Consider the following 16,469-nt stretch of genomic DNA (forward strand, 5'->3'; position numbering starts at 1 on the left):
CACGGCACAGGCCGGGAGGGGCGAACCCCTCCCGGCCCGGGTCCGGTGTCTGTGCTTACTTGTGCAGCGGCGCGTAGCGGAACTTGAACGAGGCGTCGAGGGTCGTGCCCTGGACGTCCTTGCCCACGACCGCGATCTGCGTGCCCTGCAGCAGCGGGATCGTCGAGAGGTCCTTCGCGACGAGGTTCTGGATCTGCTCGATCTGCTGCTTGCGCGAGTTCGCGTCGGTGTTCGTGGCCTCCTTGGCGAGGAGGTCCTGCACCTGCGCGTTGTCGTAGTGGTTCGACAGGAAGTTCTCCTTGGAGAAGAACGGCGTCAGGTAGTTGTCGGCGTCCGAGAAGTCCGGGAACCAGCCGAGCTGGTAGACGGGGTAGCCGTCGACGCGCTGCTTCTGGTACGTGACCCACTCGGTCTGCGCGAGGTTGACGGTGAACAGACCGCCGTTCTCGAGCTGCGCCTTGATCTTCGCGTACTCGTCGCCAGAGGAGGCGCCGTAGTGGTCGCCGTTGTACTGGAGGTTCAGCGTGACAGGCGTGGTGACGCCCGCTGCCTGCAGCGTCTGCTTGGCCTTGTCGAGGCTGGGGCCGCCCTTGCCGTCGCCGTAGAGGCCCTTGAGGGACTCGTTGGCGCCGGTGAAGCCCTGCGCGACATACGAGTACAGCGGCGTGAAGGTGTCCTGGTAGACGTCCTTCGCGATCGCCGGGCGGTCGATGAGGTCCGCAGCGGCCTGACGGACCGCGAGCGCCTTGGCGGTGTCGGCGCCCTGGGCGGTCGCGCCGAACGGCATCGTGTTGAAGTTCCACACGATGTAGCGGATGGCGCCGCCGGGGCCGTCGACGACCTTGACGTTCTTGTTCGTCTTGAGGTCGGAGATGTCGGACGGCGACAGGCCCGGGAAGGCCACGTCGATGTTGCCCTTGCCGATGTCGAGCTTCTCGTTCGACGGGTCGGCGTAGTACTTCACGGTCACGCCCGAGTTCTGCGGAGTGCCGAGGTTGCCCTGGTAGCCCTTGTAGGGCACGTACTCGATGAGCTGGTTGACCTTGTACGACTTGATCTCGTACTGGCCTGCGAACGCCTTGCCCTCGACGATCGTGTTGTCCGGCGTGACCTTGTCGGCCGAGAAGACCTTCTCGTCGACGATCGGAGCGGCGGGGCTCGAGAGCACCTGGGCCCACGTCTGGTCGTTCGGGTTCTTGAGGTGGAACACGACGGTCGTGGCATCCGGCGTCTCGACGCTGTCGAGGTTGCCGAGGAGGGATGCCGGCCCGTTGGGGTCGTTGATCTTGACCATGCGGTCGAACGAGAACTTCACGTCCGACGAGTCGAGGGCGTCGCCGTTGGCGTACTTCAGACCCGGCTTCAGCTTGACGGTGTACTCGGTCGGCGAGGTGAACTCGGCCGACGTGGCGATGTCGGGGGTGACCTCCGCCGTGCCGTACTTGCTGTTCAACAGGAACGGGTAGATCTGGTTCATCACGGCGAACGAGCCGTTGTCGTACGAGCCGGCCGGGTCGATCGACGTGATCTTGTCGGTGGTGCCGATGAGGAGCGGCTGGGAGGCAGCGGTGCTGCCGCCGCCGCTGTTGGTGCTGGCGCAACCCGCGAGCACGACGGCGGTCGCGCCGACGGCCGCGATCGCGAAGCCCAGACGGGCGCGGGTGGAACGACGGACTGTCATGGTTCCCCTTCGAAACGAGAATTGCGCGCGCCGGGTCGACGCCGCATGACGCACCATCTTCACCCGCGATGTCGGATCCGTGACATGAGGTGAATGATTCGTAACCGAATCGAGACACGGCATGACGGATGTCACCCCAGGATCGTGACGGTCGAACGAAGTGTGCGAGCGGGGGCGCGAGCATCCTGGATGCATGGAATCCACCACAGTGCGCTCGCAGGGCGAGCGTGTCGAGACCGTCACCGCGATCGCCGCGGCCGGCCTCGTGAAGAGTTTCGGCAAGGTGCGGGCGGTGCGCGAGGTCGATCTGACCGTGCGCGCGGGCGAGATCGTCGCGTTCCTCGGCCCGAACGGCGCCGGGAAGACCACGACGATCGACATGCTGCTCGGACTGTCCCAGCCGGATGCCGGGTCGGTCGAGGTGTTCGGACGCTCGCCACGCGCCGCCATCTCCCACGGTCTCGTCTCCGCGGTGCTGCAGACCGGCGGCCTGCTGAAGGATCTCACGGTGCGCGAGACCCTGCGGCTCACGGCCAGCCTCTTCGTCGACACGCGTCCGGTCGACGAGGTGCTCGAGCGGGCCGGCATCCGCGAGATCGCCGACCGCAAGGTCGCCGTGTGCTCGGGCGGCCAGCAGCAACGGCTGCGGTTCGCGATGGCTCTGCTCAGCGACCCCGGCCTCCTGATCCTCGACGAGCCCACGACGGGGATGGATGTCGAGGGCCGACGCTCCTTCTGGAGCTCCATCCGCGCCGATGCAGCCCGCGGCCGCACGGTCCTCTTCGCGACGCACTACCTCGACGAGGCGGACGAGTACGCCGACCGCATCGTGCTCATGAGCCAGGGCCGCGTCGTCGCCGACGGCACGACGTCGGAGATCAAGAACCTCGTCTCGGGCCGCGTCGTGCACGCGACGCTGCCCGGCGCCGACCAGGTCGCCCTTGCTGCCCTGCCCGACGTGGAGAGCGTCGAGGCGAAGGGCGAGCGCGTCGCCATCCACACGAAGAACTCGGATGCCGTGGCCCGGTATCTGCTCACCCGGACGACGGCCCGCGACGTCGAGATCACCCCGCAGAACCTCGAGAGCGTCTTTCTCGCGCTCACCTCGGAAGGAGAGGCATCATGACCATGCCCACGCCCGCTCCGGCCGCCGTCCCCGCGGACCGCGTGCAGCTCGACCGCCGCGTGCCGCCGCTCGGGGGATTCAACCTGACCTACCTCGGCATCGAGCTCACGCGCAAGCTGCGCAATCGCCGGACGCTGATCTTCACGATCGCGTTCCCGGTGCTGATGTTCATCGTGATCGGCGGCCGGTTCCTCACCGTCCCCCTCACTCCGACGCCGATCTCGGCCGGCGGCCCATCCGTCGCTGCGTACATCATGGTGTCGATGGCCATGTACGGCGCCATGATGTCGGCCACGCAGACGGGCGCCGCTGTCGCCGTGGAGCGCGCGCAGGGCTGGAGCCGGCAGCTGCTCCTCACGCCACTGAACCCGTTCGTCAACGTCATCATCAAGATGATCGCCGGCATGCTCCTCGGCCTCCTCGCCGTCGTCGCGACGTACATCGCCGGTGCGATCGCCGGGGTGCACCTCACTCCCGCCCAGTGGATCGTCACCGGTCTCACGAGCTGGGTGCTCGCGAGCGCGGTGTTCACGACACTCGGGCTGATGGTGGGGTACATGGTCCCCGGTGAGAACGCGGCGCAGATCACGAGCCTCGCGATCGTCCTGCTCTCCTTCATCGGCGGCATCTTCTACCCGCTCAACAACATGCCGGACTTCCTGCAGACGATCGCGAAGTTCACGCCCGTGTACGGCATCGGGCAGATGGCGCGCGCACCGCTGACCGGCGACTCGTTCGACATCCTGTGGCTCGTGAACGCCCTGGTGTGGCTCGGCATCTTCCTCGCCGGGACGGTCTACTTCTTCCGTCGCGACACGAAGCGCGTCTGAGCGCACCGCGCCCTCCGATGCCGCCGGCATCGGAGGGCGAGACCTCGTGCGGGAGAGTCCTAGGGTGAGAGCGAGGTGAGGACATGAGCGACGATCGGTACGGTCCGCGCTGGCCGGTGCTGCCCGCCGGGGCGGCGGCCCGCGAGGGGCTCGCCCTGCCGTCGGTGCTGTGGTCGCCCGGGGCACGCCGCTGGTATATCGGTGGCGGCATATCCCTCATCTGGCTCATCAGCGCAGGCACCCGCATCATCCAGGCCGCGGGTTCGACGTTCTCGGCGACCGTCGGCATCCTGTTGCTGTGCCTGTACGCCCTGGCCTTCCTCGCAGCCACGCCGGTCAACTGGACACTGTCTCTCCGGGGCCGCCTCGTCGTCATCGCCGCGGTCTTCGCGCTGTCCTTCGCGCTCTGGCCGTGGCTCGATTGGCAGGTATGCGCGGTCTGGACGTACGTCGGTGTCATCGTCGCCACGGCGGTCCTGCCCTGGCAGATCACGTGGACGTCGATCCTCGGACTCTCGGTCCTCGCTCTCGTGTTCGACGTCATCCACCAGGGCTGGAACCCGAACGTCCTCTGGGTGCCGGCGATCATCGCGTCGATCTCGCTCATGATGGCCGCCTTCATGCGCTCGATCGTCGCCGTGAACCAGACGCGCCTCGCGCAGCGCGAGGTCGAACGTCTCGCCGCCGAACGCGAGCGCGGGCGGGTGGCGCGCGACGTCCACGACATCCTGGGCCACTCGCTCACGGTGATCACGGTGAAGAGCGAGCTCGCGGGCCGGCTCGTCGACGTCGACCCCGCCCGGGCGAAGGTCGAGATTGCGGAGGTCGAGGCGCTTGCCCGGGTGGCCCTCGCCGACGTGCGTGCGACGGTCGCCGGCTTCCGGGGCGTGAGCGTGAGCGGCGAGCTCGCCGCCGCGCGCGTCGCCCTCTCAGCCGCGGACATCGCGCTCGACGCCCCCTCGACCACGGATGCCGTGCCCCCCGACCGCCGTGAACTCGCCGGGTGGGTGGTGCGCGAAGGCGTGACGAACGTCGTGCGGCACGCGCAGGCGCAGCGCTGCCGCATCCGTCTCGACTCCCGTGTCGTGTCGGTCGAGGATGACGGGGTCGGGCCCGTCGGGGCCGGATCCGGGACGGGGCTTTCGGGACTGCGGGAGCGCGTGGATGCCGCGGGCGGAATACTGTCGGTCGGCCGCAGCGACCTCGGGGGGTTCCGGCTCGAGGTGACCCTGTGATCCGGTTGCTGATCGCCGACGATCAGGCGCTCGTGCGCGGTGCCCTGTCGGCCCTGCTCGGGCTCGAGGCCGACATCGAGGTGGTCGCCGAGGTCGGCCGCGGAGACGAGGTGGCGTCCGCCGCCGTGGCCGCGAGCGCCGACGTCGCCATGCTCGACATCGAGATGCCCGGGATGGACGGGATCGCGGCCGCCGCGGAGCTGCGCACGCGGTTCCCGTCGTGCCGCGTCCTCATGGTCACGACCTTCGGTCGCCCCGGATACCTCAAGCGCGCGATGCAGGCAGGCGCAGCGGGCTTCGTCGTGAAGGACACTCCCGCACCCCAGCTCGCCGACGCCGTGCGCAGGGTCGCCCACGGCCTGCGTGTCGTCGACCCCGCGCTCGCCGCCGAGTCGCTCACCCAGGGCGACTCGCCTCTGACCGAGCGCGAGACCGATGTGCTGGGAGTTGCCCTCACAGGAGGCTCGATCGCGGACATCGCCCGCATCCTGCACCTCTCCGAGGGCACGGTGCGCAATCACCTGTCGAGCGCCATCGGCAAGACCAGCGCCCGCAACCGTGCGGACGCGGCCCGCATCGCCGAGGAGAGCGGCTGGCTGTGATGTCTCGAAGAGCCCGGTGAGTCAGACCTTCGGGCTGCCGGGCGGCTCCTCGGGACCGGGCTGGGGGAGCGGCGTCGTCGGCTGCGTGGGCTGAGCGCCTCCGGAGGCCTGCTGGCCTCCCGGGTAGCCCGGGTACGGCTGGCCGGGGTACGACTGCGGCGCGGGCTGACCGGGCTGCGCCGGGTAGCCCGGGGGCGCAGCGGGTGGCACGGGCTGGCCCGGCTGTGCGCTCGGATAGCCCGGGTAGGGATGCTGCGCGGCCGGATACGTGCGCGCACCGCCGCCCGGCCGGCCGGCGTCCAGCCAGCGGGTGTGCGCCTTGAGTGCGTGGAGGGCGGCGAGCCGCACAGCCGCGTAGATGATGCCGAAGAGGGCCGCGAGCCCCATCAGCCAGAGGAAGATGACGGCGATCCAGCCGACCCCGGCCATTCCATATCCATACATGGCCTGAGCCTACGTCCGCAGCTCCCTGGTCCGGCTCTCCCGGGACGCGAAGGGTGTGGTCGTCAGCCGGCCAGGCCGAAGTGCGCCAGCTCGGCCTCGTCGAGCATCCTGCTCCGGATGAGGAAGCGCATGCCCGTCGGCCCCTCGACGGAGAAGCCTGCGCCGCGTCCGGGCACGACGTCGATCGTGAGGTGTGTGTACTTCCAGTACTCGAACTGCGCCTGCGACATGTAGACCCGGATCGGGTCGTCCAGACCGACGTCGATCGTGCCGAGCTCCACGTCGCCCGGCCCGGTCAGGAACATGCCGATCGGGTAGCACATGGGCGAGCTGCCGTCGCAGCATCCACCGGACTGATGGAACATCAGCGGCCCGTGCTGTGCCGTGAGTTCGCGCAGGAGGGATGCCGCGGCATCCGTCACCGCCACGCGCTGGGTCATGTGAACCTCCTCGAGATGAGTCGTCGAGCGAGCGTCCGTGCGCTCGCTCGACGACCCGGCTGGGCCGGCTTAGAAGAAGCCCATGGCCCCGTCGGCATACGACACCAGCAGGTTCTTCGTCTGCTGGTAGTGGTCGAGCATCTTGAGGTGGTTCTCGCGGCCGATGCCCGACTGCTTGTAGCCGCCGAAGGCGGCGTGCGCCGGGTACTGGTGGTAGGTGTTCGTCCACACCCGGCCGGCCTCGATCGCGCGCCCGGCTCGGTAGGCGGTGTCGCCCGAGCGACTCCACACGCCGGCGCCCAGGCCGTACAGCGTGTCGTTGGCGATCGAGATCGCGTCGTCGAAGTCTGAGAACGACGTGACCGAGACGACGGGACCGAAGATCTCCTCCTGGAAGATGCGCATGTCGTTCGTTCCCTCGAACACCGTCGGAGCGACGTAGTATCCGCCAGACAGCTCGCCGCCGAGGTCGACCCGCTCGCCGCCGGTGAGGAGCTTCGCGCCGCCGGCCTTGCCGATCTCGATGTACGACAGGATCTTCTCCAGCTGGTCGTTCGAGGCCTGAGCGCCGATCATCGTCGCCGGGTCGAGCGGGTTGCCCTGCACGATCTTCGAGACGCGGTCGAGGCCGTCGCCGAGGAACCGATCGTAGATCGACCGCTGGATGAGCGCGCGCGACGGGCACGTGCAGACCTCGCCCTGGTTCAGCGCGAAGAACGTGAAGCCCTCGAGGGCCTTGTCGTAGTACGCATCGTCCGTCGACTGCGCAACGTCCTCGAAGAACACGTTCGCCGACTTGCCGCCGAGCTCGAGCGTCACCGGGATGAGGTTCTGCGATGCGTACTGCATGATCAGGCGGCCCGTCGTGGTCTCGCCGGTGAACGCGACCTTGCGGATGCGCTTGTGCTGGGCGAGCGGCGCGCCCGCCTCGATGCCGAACCCGTTCACGATGTTCACGACACCCGCGGGCAGCAGGTCGCCGATGATCTCGAAGAGGAACAGCAGGGACGCCGGGGTCTGCTCGGCCGGCTTGATGACGACGCAGTTGCCGGCGGCGAGCGCGGGCGCCAGCTTCCACGCGGCCATGAGGATGGGGAAGTTCCACGGGATGATCTGGCCGACGACACCGAGGGGCTCGTGGAAGTGGTACGCGACCGTGTCCTCGTCGAGCTGGCTGAGCGACCCCTCCTGGGCGCGCAGCACTCCGGCGAAGTAGCGGAAGTGGTCGACGGTGAGCGGGATGTCGGCAGCCAGCGTCTCGCGGACGGGCTTGCCGTTCTCCCACGTCTCGGCGACCGCGATGCGCTCGAGGTTCTGCTCGATGCGGTCCGCGATCCTGTTCAGGATGACGGCACGCTCCGCGGGCGTCGTGCGCTTCCACGACTCGAATGCCTTCCAGGCGACATCCACCGCGCGGTCGATGTCCTCGACGGTGCCGCGGCCGACCTCGCAGAACGGCTTGCCGGTGACCGGCGTGATGTCCTCGAAGTACTCGCCTTTGACCGGATCGACGAACTCGCCGCCGATGTAGTGGCCGTACCGGGTGCGGTACTCGGCGACCGACCCGCGCTCACCCGGCGCGGCGTAGACGCTCGAGACGCCCTCTTCGACGATGGTCATGGTGTCTCCTTCGACGTGTCCTCGCGACTGTCGTCGTCGCGTGAAGCCGAAGGTAGGCGCCTCCAGGTTGCAGAACGTTGCACTCAGTCTTCGAGGCGCTCGATGCGGGCGACGAGCCCCGCGCGCCGCGGCGACCGCGGCGGAAGCATCGAGAGGCACAGGCGCAGCAGTTCCACGTCGTCGGCCGCGGCATCCGTCTCCGCGAAAGCCAGGAGCACGTCGACGCTCGCCTCGGCCATGAGAGCCTCCCGCAGGGCGGTCCGAACGCTGTCGCGATACTCCTCGACGCCCGGCGCCGTCGACTCCGGCAGCGCGTCGCCGTGGTACGCCGCGAGCGCGACCCGGTGGGCGCCGCGGTCCAGGAGAGAGAGGACCTGCTCGGCATCCGTCTCGAGCGGGACATCCACGCGGTAGGGCTTGGATGCGGGGGCAAGCTCGGGCGCGATGCGCTCGAGCGTCTTGCGCAGCCGCACCATCTCGGCCCGCAGTGTGACAGTGGCACCCGGGTCGCTGTACACGAGCTCTGCGAGGCGCTCGGCCGAGAGGCCCTGGCGATGCGTGGCGAGCATGAGCAGCAGCTCGGCGTGCCGAGTGGTGACCTCGGCGACGTGCTCGCCGTCCTCCAGCGCGACCTCGAGGAGCCCCTTGCTGCGGCCGAGTACAGAGAGCGTCGCCCGAATCGGCGCCGATCGAGGAGCGGGCCGGCGCGGCGCCCGACTCTCCGCGCGCGCCCGCATGCGGCTGAGCAGCAGCTCGCCCTCCACCGCGCGGGCCGTGGCATCCACCAGCAGCTGAGCCTGCGGCGAGACGACGGGCTCGCCGCCCGTGACGTCGATCACTCCGAGCACGCGCCGCGTCTCCGGGTCGTGCACCGGCGCGGCGGTGCACGACCACGGCTGCACGAGGCGGTTGAAGTGCTCCGCCCCGCGGATCTGGACCGAGCGATCGAGCGCCAGCGATGTCCCCGGGGCCGAGGTGCCCACGGCGTCCTCCGACCAATCGGCACCCGCGATGAAGCCCATGTCGCCTGTCAGCGTGCGGACGTGCGCGTCGCCCTCGACCCACAGGAGGCGTCCCGCTGCATCGCCCACCGCGACGACCACGCCGGAGTCGGTCGCATCCCCCGGCATCAGCAGCCCGCGGATCATGTCGATCACGCCGGCGAGCGGGTGCTCGCTGCGCAGCCGCTCGAGCTGCTCGGCATCCAGGGCCAGGGGAGGGAGTCCTTCCACGCCGACCAGGCTGTCGAGCGAGCGGCGCCAGCTGTCGCGAACGATGCCGCGGATGTCGGCCAGCCGCGGATCGGCGCTGTTGCCGTTCACGAACTCGTCGTGGGCGCGCTCGATGAGCAGGCGGGACGCGTCGGGCGATCCCGGGCGGCGAGGAGTCCACGGTGAGGACATGCAGGCTCCGTTCGAGCGACGGTGCTGCGCCCAGTGTAGGCCGCGTGGCATGCACACGCCTCAGGCGCGGGCGGCCCACCATTCGCGCAGGCGCTGCTCCGCGGCATCCGGCCCGATCATCCCCTCGTCCAGGCGCACGTCGAGCAGGTAGCGGTACGCCTCGCCGACCTCCCGGCCCGGCCGTATGCCCAGGATCTCCTGGATGCGGTTGCCGTCGAGCTCGGGACGCATGGCGTCGAGCTCCTCCTGGGCGGCGAGCTCGGCGATGCGGCGCTCGATGTCGTCGTAGGCGCCGGCGAGCCGTGCGGCCTTGCGCTTGTTGCGCGTCGTGACGTCGGCACGGGTCAGGATGTGCAGTCGCTCGAGCTCAGGACCCGCATCCCGCACGTACCGCCGCACGGCGGAATCCGTCCACGCACCCTCCGCGTAGCCGAAGAAGCGCAGGTGCTGGTCGATGAGCTGAGCGACCGTGTCGATCGTCGCGGTGTCGAACCGCAGCTCCTTGAGGCGCCGCCGCGTCATGCGCGCACCCTTGGCGTCGTGGTGATGGAAGGACACCCCGCCGGCCGGCTCGAGCCGCCGGGTCGAGGGCTTGCCGATGTCGTGGAGGAGCGCGGCCAGGCGCAGCGGCACGTCGGGCGCCGCATCGGGATGCCGCTCCCCTTCGAGCGCGATCGCCTGGCGCAGCACGGTCAGCGAGTGCTCGTACACGTCCTTGTGATGGTGGTGCTCGTCGATCTCGAGCCTCAGGGCGGGGATCTCGGGCAGGAATTCGGCCATCAGCCCGGTGTCGACGAGAAGACGGATGCCGCGAACCGGGTCGTCGGTCTGCAGCAGCCGCGTGAGCTCGCCCTGGATGCGCTCGGGACTGACGATCTCGAGCGTGCTGCGCAGCTCCGCGATCGCCGCGATCGTGTCATCGTCGACGTCGAACTCCAGCTGCGACGCGAAGCGTGCGGCACGCAGCATCCGGAGCGGATCATCGCCGAAGCTCACTCGCGGGTCGCTCGGCGTGCGCAGGAGGCCGCGGACGAGGTCCTCGACGCCTCCCGTGGGGTCGATGAGCGTGCGCCCGGGCACCTGCAGCGCCATCGAGTTGACCGTGAAGTCACGGCGCACGAGGTCGCCCTCGATCGTGTCGCCGAATTCCACGGTCGGCTTGCGCGTGGCGCCGTCGTAGCTGTCGGCGCGATAGGTCGTGATCTCGACCTGCTCGTGCTGGACGCGAGCGCCGATCGTGCCGAAGTCCCGCCCGACATCCCATTGGACGGAGCTGATCGGCTTGACGATCCGGAGGATCTCGTCCGGCCGGGCGTCGGTCGTGAAGTCGTGGTCGTTCACGGGCCGTCCGAGCAGCGCATCACGCACCGGACCGCCGACGACCGCCAGCTCGTGGCCCGCCTCGGCGAAGGCATCGGCGAGGGTGGCGACGACGGGCGAGTCGGCGAGAGCGCCCAGGCGTGCGATGCCCTCGGCCATGTTCAGCATGACTACGAGCCTAACCGCGGGCCTCGGCGCCGCCTGCGCGCCGTGTCAGTCGCCGAATCGCAGGAAGCCGGTGAACAGCAGCTCACGCACGCGGGGGAGGAGGTCGGCGCGCAGGGCCGCGGCATCCGTCTCCATGAGCTGGGCGATCGCGTCGATGAGCGGCCCGACAGCGAGATCGCCGTCGCTCGCACCCGCGAGCGCCGCGAGCGCCGGATCCACGTCGAGCACCCGACCGAACCCGCCGCCCTGGCGCAGCTCGATGACGCTCGGGTTCTCCGCACCGGGCAGGTGGTGGCGCGCCTCGGTGACATCGGGTGCGACGACCAGGATGGATGCCGCGAGCCCGTCGTCATCGAGAGCGGCCAGGCGATCGTGCGCCGCGAGGGCGGCCGTGAGGTGCGACCCGAGCCCACCCTCGGAGACCGGCTGGAACAGCCGTTCGTAGCGGGAGAGCGTCGGCGCGCCCGCCGGCGGACGGCGCAGGAGGATGTAGCCGAAGCCGATCGACGTCACGCCGCGTGCGGCGAAGTCGTCGAGCCACGCGCCGAGCAGCTCATCGAAGTGCGCCGTCCCGGGCACGGTGCCGCCGTCGCGGATCCACAGTTCCGCATACGCGATCGGATCGAGGTCCTCCCGTTCGACGACCCACGCCTCGAGCGGCACAGGAGATGCCTCCACCCATGCCCGCACGCGGTCGAGGCCCGCGATGCCCTCGCGCGTCTCCCAGTTGCCGAGGAGCTGGGCCGTTCCGCCGGGTTCGAGGTGGGCTCCCACACCGGCGACGAACTCGGCGACGAGTCCGTCGCCGACGCGGCCGGCATCCCGGTACTCGTATGCCGGAACGCCGGGCGTCCGCGGCGTGATGACGAACGGGGGGTTCGAGATCACCCGGTCGAAGAGCTCGCCGTGCACCGGCTCGAACATGTCGCCGGCGCGGGTCTCGATCCCGTCGACGCCGTTCAGGGCGGCGTTCAGGCGAGTGAATGCGAGCGCGCGCTCGGAGACATCGGTGGCGATCACCGTGGGCGCCTGGCGCCGCGCCCGCAGCGCCTGGATGCCGCATCCCGTCCCGAGATCCAGCGCGCGTGACGCCGGGCTGGTGAGCTGGAGACCCGCGAGGGTGAGGGATGCGCCGCCCACTCCGAGCACGTGATCCTCGGGGAGCGGTCCGCCCAGTGCGGCCTCGTCGAGGTCGCTCGCGATCCACCACTCGCCGGCACCCTCGTCGTCGACGAACGCCTGCGGACGGATGAGGGCCTGTGGCCGGACGAGACCGTCCTCCTGCACCACCAGCCCGAGCGACTCGAGGCCGTCGAGGCCGGTCGCCGGGAACGCCGCATCCAGGTCGGCGACCGCATCCCCGAGCCCGAACAGCCGCGCGATCACGGCGACCGGCGAGTCGTCGCCGGCGAGCAGGCGTCTCGCGGGCAGCGGGTGACCGCGACCGATCGCACCGTCTGCGGCGGCGCCCCACAGGCGACGCAGTCCCTCGGTCGTGTAGCCGGCGGCGGCGAGATCGGCGGCGAGTGCCCGGCCGAGAGCGTCGTCCGGGTGAGGCGCGGGGTGGGGGAGCGGCATCCCCCCATTCTCCCCGTGCCCACTCCCCAGATCGCTGACGCGCTCCGCGGAGCCTCCGGGCCCGTGGGCCCACCCGTGCCCACCGCTCGCATGCCCGCACTGGGAGCGTCTCACCGGATGCGCCGAACCACGCCCCGTAGAATCGCCGGAGCACGAGCACGAGCATGTGCGTGGAGCGCACACGAGCAGAAGCCGAGCATGATCACCACCTCCCCTCCCGCGCACGCGGCCGCTGCGGCTCCCGCAGACGCCGCCCGTATTGCCGTGCGCGCGCGGAGAGCGGTCCGTCGGATCGCACGACGGACGGCGGTCGGCGCGGCAGTGCTGGCCATCGCTGCGTCCACCGTCCTGATCGCCCCGGCCGCGGCACGCGCGGCCGGTCCGACCCCGAGCCCCTCCGCCACCCAGCTCTCCGGCAAGGCCGCGCTCACCCTGTCGCCCCTGGGCCGAGGTGTCGTGCCGCAGCAGGGCGGCCTCTCCGCCTATGTGACGCTCGACAACGGCACGGCGACGGAGTTCGACGCCGGCACGGTCACCCTCTCGGTTGCCACGGCGCCGCTCGCCGATCGCGCTGCGCTCTCGGCGTGGCTCGGCGGCGACCGGGCCGGCGTCGAACTGATGACCGTGGGTACGACACCGATGGATCCCGTGCCCTCCGGGGGCTCGTCGACGGTGCTCGTGCAAGTGCCCACGGCCGATGCCCAGCGAGCACCGGGCGTGTATCCGATGCTCGCGAGTCTCGATGGCCCGGACGGGGCGATCACCGCGCCGAGCGTCATGATCGTGTCCGATCCCGCGCAGCCGCCGTCGAGCATCGGAGTGGTGGTGCCCATCACCGCCGGTCCACTCTCGACGGGTCTGCTGACGTCCGACCAGTTGCAGGCGATGACCGCGAGCGACGGCCAGCTCACCGCTCTTCTGGATGCTGTGGCGGGCACCTCGGCGATCCTCGCGGTCGACCCGGCCATTCCGACCGCCATCCGCGTGCTCGGCAGCTCCGCCCCCGCCGATGCGACGGCCTGGCTCGACCGCCTCACCTCACTGTCGAACGCCCGGTTCGCCCTGCAGTTCGGCGACGCCGACATCGCCGCTCAGATCAACGCGGGCGCCGCCACCCTGACAACGCCCCTCGAGCTCAGCGCCTACCTCGATCCCACGCACTTCACGAGCGGAGCCGGCGGTGCCACGCCCGCTCCGACCGCGACACCGACGCTGCCCGATACGAAGACGCTGACCGGCGTCCCCGGAGCCGTGCAGGGTATCTACTGGCCCTTCACCGACACCGCGAACGACAAGGTGCTGACGACGCTGCGCACGGCCGACAGCTCGGCGCTCACGCTCGTCGCCACCGGCTCCACGGCGGCCGGCGCATCGAACGCCACCGTTCCGGCCCGTGCGCGCATCGCGGACTCGCGTGTCCTCCTGTACGACAGCGCCATCTCGGCGGAGCTCGCGCAGGCGTCGGCCGCCGCCGACCCGCAGCATCGAGGTGCACCGCTGGCCGCCGCGACCGCGAACCTCGTGTTCGCAAGAGGGGATGCGGCCGGCGCCCCGCTCCTCGTCACCGTCGACAGGTCGAGCACGAGAGACGGGGTCGGCCTCCGCGCAGCGATCGAGGCCGCGTTCGACGGGTCGACGCCTGCCACCCTCGCGTCGCTGGAGTCGGCATCCCCCGTCGACACCACGTTCGGGAAGACGGATGCCGACACCGCCCGCACCGCCGCCTTCACCGCCCTGTCGACCGACGAGGAGGAGCTGCACAGCTTCTCATCGGTCCTCGACAACCCGGCCGTCCTCACGGGACCGGAGCGGGGGCAGATCCTGCAGCTCATCGGCGGCGGCTGGGTCGGCGACGACCAGGCGTGGGCGGCGGCGCTCGCCGCGCATCGCGCGCAGACCGCGAAGACACTGAACTCCGTGCGCATCCTCGCCCCCAGCGACCTCGTGGTGCTGAGCTCGGGCGCCGACCTGCGGTTCTGGGTGCGCAATGACCTGCAGTGGCCGGTCAACGTGACGCTGCACGCCTCACCGGATTCCCCCAAGGTGGTGGTCCAGCCCATGACTCAGGTGCAGGCGAGCGCGGCGAGCAACACACGGGCGATCGTCCCGGTGAAGGCTCGCATCGGCAACGGCGAAGTGGTCATCACGCTGTCGCTGAAGAGTCCGACGGGAGTCTCCGTCGGCACAGTGCAGGTCGCGACCGTCAACGTGCGTGCCGATTGGGAGGCCTTCGGCCTCATCGGCCTCATCGTCCTCGTCGTCGCCTTCCTCGTGCTGGGCATCTTCCGCACCATCCGACGGAGACGCCGACGGGCCGCTCGGACGCCGGCCGAGGCCGCTCCCGCGCAGGAGCAGGCTCAGGATGCGGCGCCGGACGACGCATCCACTCGACCAGCGGGCGAGCCCGCCGACGTGGAGTCCGACCGATGAGCAGCATCGGCCGGGCGAGTGCACTCCTCGGCGCCGGCACGATCGTGTCCCGGCTCACGGGCTTCCTGCGCACGATCGTGCTGGTGGCGGCCATCGGCTCGACGACCGGAGCCGGCAACGCGTTCACAGTCGCCAACCAGCTGCCGAACAACGTCTACGCGATCATCTCGACCGGCATCCTCACCGCCGTCATCGTGCCGCAGATCGTCCGGTCGGCCGCGCATCCGGACGGCGGCAACGCCTTCGTCTCGAAGCTCCTCACCCTCGGCACGATCGTCCTCCTCGGCGCAACGGCGCTCGCATTGCTCTTCGCGCCGCAGCTGATCGGCCTGTACGGCCCGCGCTTCAGCGAGGATCAGCGTGCGCTCGGCACCGCCTTCGCCTACTGGTGCCTGCCGCAGATCTTCTTCTACGGGGTCTATTCGCTGTTCGGCGAGACACTGAACGCGCGGAAGGTGTTCGGTCCCTTCACGTGGGCGCCGATCGTCAACAACATCGTGTCGATCGCCGGCTTCGGCGTCTTCATGATCGTGTTCGGCGCCCAGCCGACGACGTGGACGCCGACGATGGTCGCCATCCTGGGCGGCACCGCGACCCTCGGCATCGCCGTGCAGGCCGGCATCCTCATGCTGTTCTGGCGTCGCGCGGGCCTGCGCATCCGGCCCGACTTCCACTGGCGGGGCGTCGGGCTCCGTGACATCGGGCGCCTCGCCGGGTGGACATTCCTCATGGTGCTCGCCGGCCAGCTGGCGGGGATCGTCCAGACCCGCGTCCTGCCTCCGGACGGCAGCCCGGGTGCGTTCACGACCGCGAACGCATGGCTGCTGTTCATGCTGCCGTACTCGATCATCGTGCTGTCGATCGGCACCCCGTATTTCACTCGGCTCAGCGAGCACGCGGCTGCCGGTCGCGACGATGACGTCCGCTCCGACATCGGCCAGAGCATCCGCACACTCGGTGTGTTCATCGTGATCGCGACCGTGGCTCTCGCGGTGGCGGCGGTGCCGGCATCCCGGATCTTCACCGGATCGGCGTCGCAGGCGATGCAGGCCGCGCCCGTGCTGTGGTCCTACCTCGTCGGCCTGATCCCGCTCGCGGTGCTGTTCGTGATCCAGCGGACGTTCTACGCGTACCACGACACGCGCACGCCGTTCTTCTTCACGCTGCTGCAGTGCACGCTGGTGGTGGGAACCGCGCTCATCGCCGCGGCCGTCCTCCCGGACTCGCTGCTCGCCGCGGGCGTCGCACTCGGCCAGTCGCTGTCGAGCCTCATCCAGGTCATCGTCGCCACGTGGCTCCTGCATCGACGTCTCGGCGGCATCGGCACCGCCGCATGGATCGGAGCGCTCGCCCGCTTCGTCGCGGCCGCCATCCCGGCAGCCGTCGTCGGCTGGCTCGCCTACGTCGTCCTGGGCGGGGCGACCGGCTGGATGACGCGCGGTCAGCTCTTCGGGGCCCTGGGCGCCGCGGTCATCGGCGTCATATGCCTCATCGTGTATGTGGGGATGCTGGCGCTCCTGCGCGCTCCGGAGCTGGCCCCGGCGATGGGAATCGCGCGGCGTCTCATCCGGCGCTGAGCCGTCCGGGCGCTT

The 16,469-nt window shown here is 70.2% G+C and carries 13 protein-coding genes; 6 read left to right on the plus strand and 7 right to left on the minus strand.

Annotated features, from left to right (window positions below; genetic code table 11):
- Positions 1-55: 55 nt before the first annotated feature.
- Complete coding sequence (locus AC0NZN_RS10720) at positions 56-1,681, minus strand: ABC transporter substrate-binding protein (protein ID WP_474592297.1); 1,626 nt, start codon at positions 1,679-1,681, stop codon at positions 56-58.
- 193 nt (positions 1,682-1,874) lie between these two features.
- Between AC0NZN_RS10720 and AC0NZN_RS10725 the strand changes: the two genes are divergently transcribed.
- The 4 genes from AC0NZN_RS10725 (at position 1,875) to AC0NZN_RS10740 (ending at position 5,474) form a co-directional block, all read left to right on the plus strand.
- Positions 1,875-2,807: an ABC transporter ATP-binding protein gene (locus tag AC0NZN_RS10725; protein WP_474592298.1), complete on the plus strand. Its 933-nt coding sequence runs from the start codon at positions 1,875-1,877 to the stop codon at positions 2,805-2,807.
- Positions 2,804-3,637 (plus strand): ABC transporter permease, encoded by an 834-nt coding sequence (locus AC0NZN_RS10730; RefSeq protein ID WP_474592299.1) that lies wholly within the window; start codon positions 2,804-2,806, stop codon positions 3,635-3,637. The genes AC0NZN_RS10725 and AC0NZN_RS10730 overlap by 4 nt, the downstream gene beginning before the upstream one ends.
- 83 nt (positions 3,638-3,720) lie before the next feature.
- Positions 3,721-4,872 (plus strand): sensor histidine kinase, encoded by a 1,152-nt coding sequence (locus AC0NZN_RS10735; RefSeq protein ID WP_474592300.1) that lies wholly within the window; start codon positions 3,721-3,723, stop codon positions 4,870-4,872.
- Entirely contained in the window at positions 4,869-5,474 is a 606-nt protein-coding gene (locus tag AC0NZN_RS10740) for a response regulator (protein ID WP_474592301.1), read from the plus strand. Before AC0NZN_RS10735 ends, AC0NZN_RS10740 begins: the two co-directional genes overlap by 4 nt.
- Positions 5,475-5,495: 21 nt before the next feature.
- Here the strand turns inward: AC0NZN_RS10740 and AC0NZN_RS10745 are convergent, their stop codons facing one another.
- The 6 genes from AC0NZN_RS10745 to AC0NZN_RS10770 form a co-directional block, all read right to left on the minus strand.
- Positions 5,496-5,918, minus strand: a complete 423-nt coding sequence (locus AC0NZN_RS10745; protein ID WP_474592302.1) for a hypothetical protein — start codon at positions 5,916-5,918, stop codon at positions 5,496-5,498.
- Between the two features lie 62 nt (positions 5,919-5,980).
- On the minus strand, positions 5,981-6,358 hold the full coding sequence (locus AC0NZN_RS10750; RefSeq protein ID WP_474592303.1) for a DUF779 domain-containing protein: 378 nt from the start codon (positions 6,356-6,358) through the stop codon (positions 5,981-5,983).
- Between the two features lie 69 nt (positions 6,359-6,427).
- Complete coding sequence (gene exaC / locus AC0NZN_RS10755) at positions 6,428-7,978, minus strand: acetaldehyde dehydrogenase ExaC (RefSeq protein WP_474592304.1); 1,551 nt, start codon at positions 7,976-7,978, stop codon at positions 6,428-6,430.
- Positions 7,979-8,061: 83 nt separating this feature from the next.
- On the minus strand, positions 8,062-9,381 hold the full coding sequence (locus AC0NZN_RS10760) for a GAF domain-containing protein (RefSeq protein WP_474592305.1): 1,320 nt from the start codon (positions 9,379-9,381) through the stop codon (positions 8,062-8,064).
- Positions 9,382-9,441: 60 nt separating this feature from the next.
- The gene (locus tag AC0NZN_RS10765; RefSeq protein ID WP_474592306.1) at positions 9,442-10,869 is read right to left on the minus strand and encodes a CCA tRNA nucleotidyltransferase; all 1,428 of its coding nucleotides are present in this window, start codon (positions 10,867-10,869) and stop codon (positions 9,442-9,444) included.
- A gap of 45 nt (positions 10,870-10,914) precedes the next feature.
- Complete coding sequence (locus AC0NZN_RS10770) at positions 10,915-12,447, minus strand: DUF7059 domain-containing protein (protein ID WP_474592307.1); 1,533 nt, start codon at positions 12,445-12,447, stop codon at positions 10,915-10,917.
- A 198-nt stretch (positions 12,448-12,645) separates the two neighbouring features.
- Here AC0NZN_RS10770 and AC0NZN_RS10775 point away from each other — a divergent pair, with 198 nt between their 5' ends.
- Positions 12,646-14,877, plus strand: a complete 2,232-nt coding sequence (locus AC0NZN_RS10775) for a DUF6049 family protein (protein ID WP_474592308.1) — start codon at positions 12,646-12,648, stop codon at positions 14,875-14,877.
- Positions 14,874-16,454, plus strand: a complete 1,581-nt coding sequence (gene murJ, locus AC0NZN_RS10780) for a murein biosynthesis integral membrane protein MurJ (protein WP_474592309.1) — start codon at positions 14,874-14,876, stop codon at positions 16,452-16,454. Before AC0NZN_RS10775 ends, murJ begins: the two co-directional genes overlap by 4 nt.
- The last annotated feature ends 15 nt before the right edge of the window (positions 16,455-16,469 follow it).

The sequence above is a fragment of the Microbacterium sp. sgz311019 genome (genome assembly GCF_056135325.1).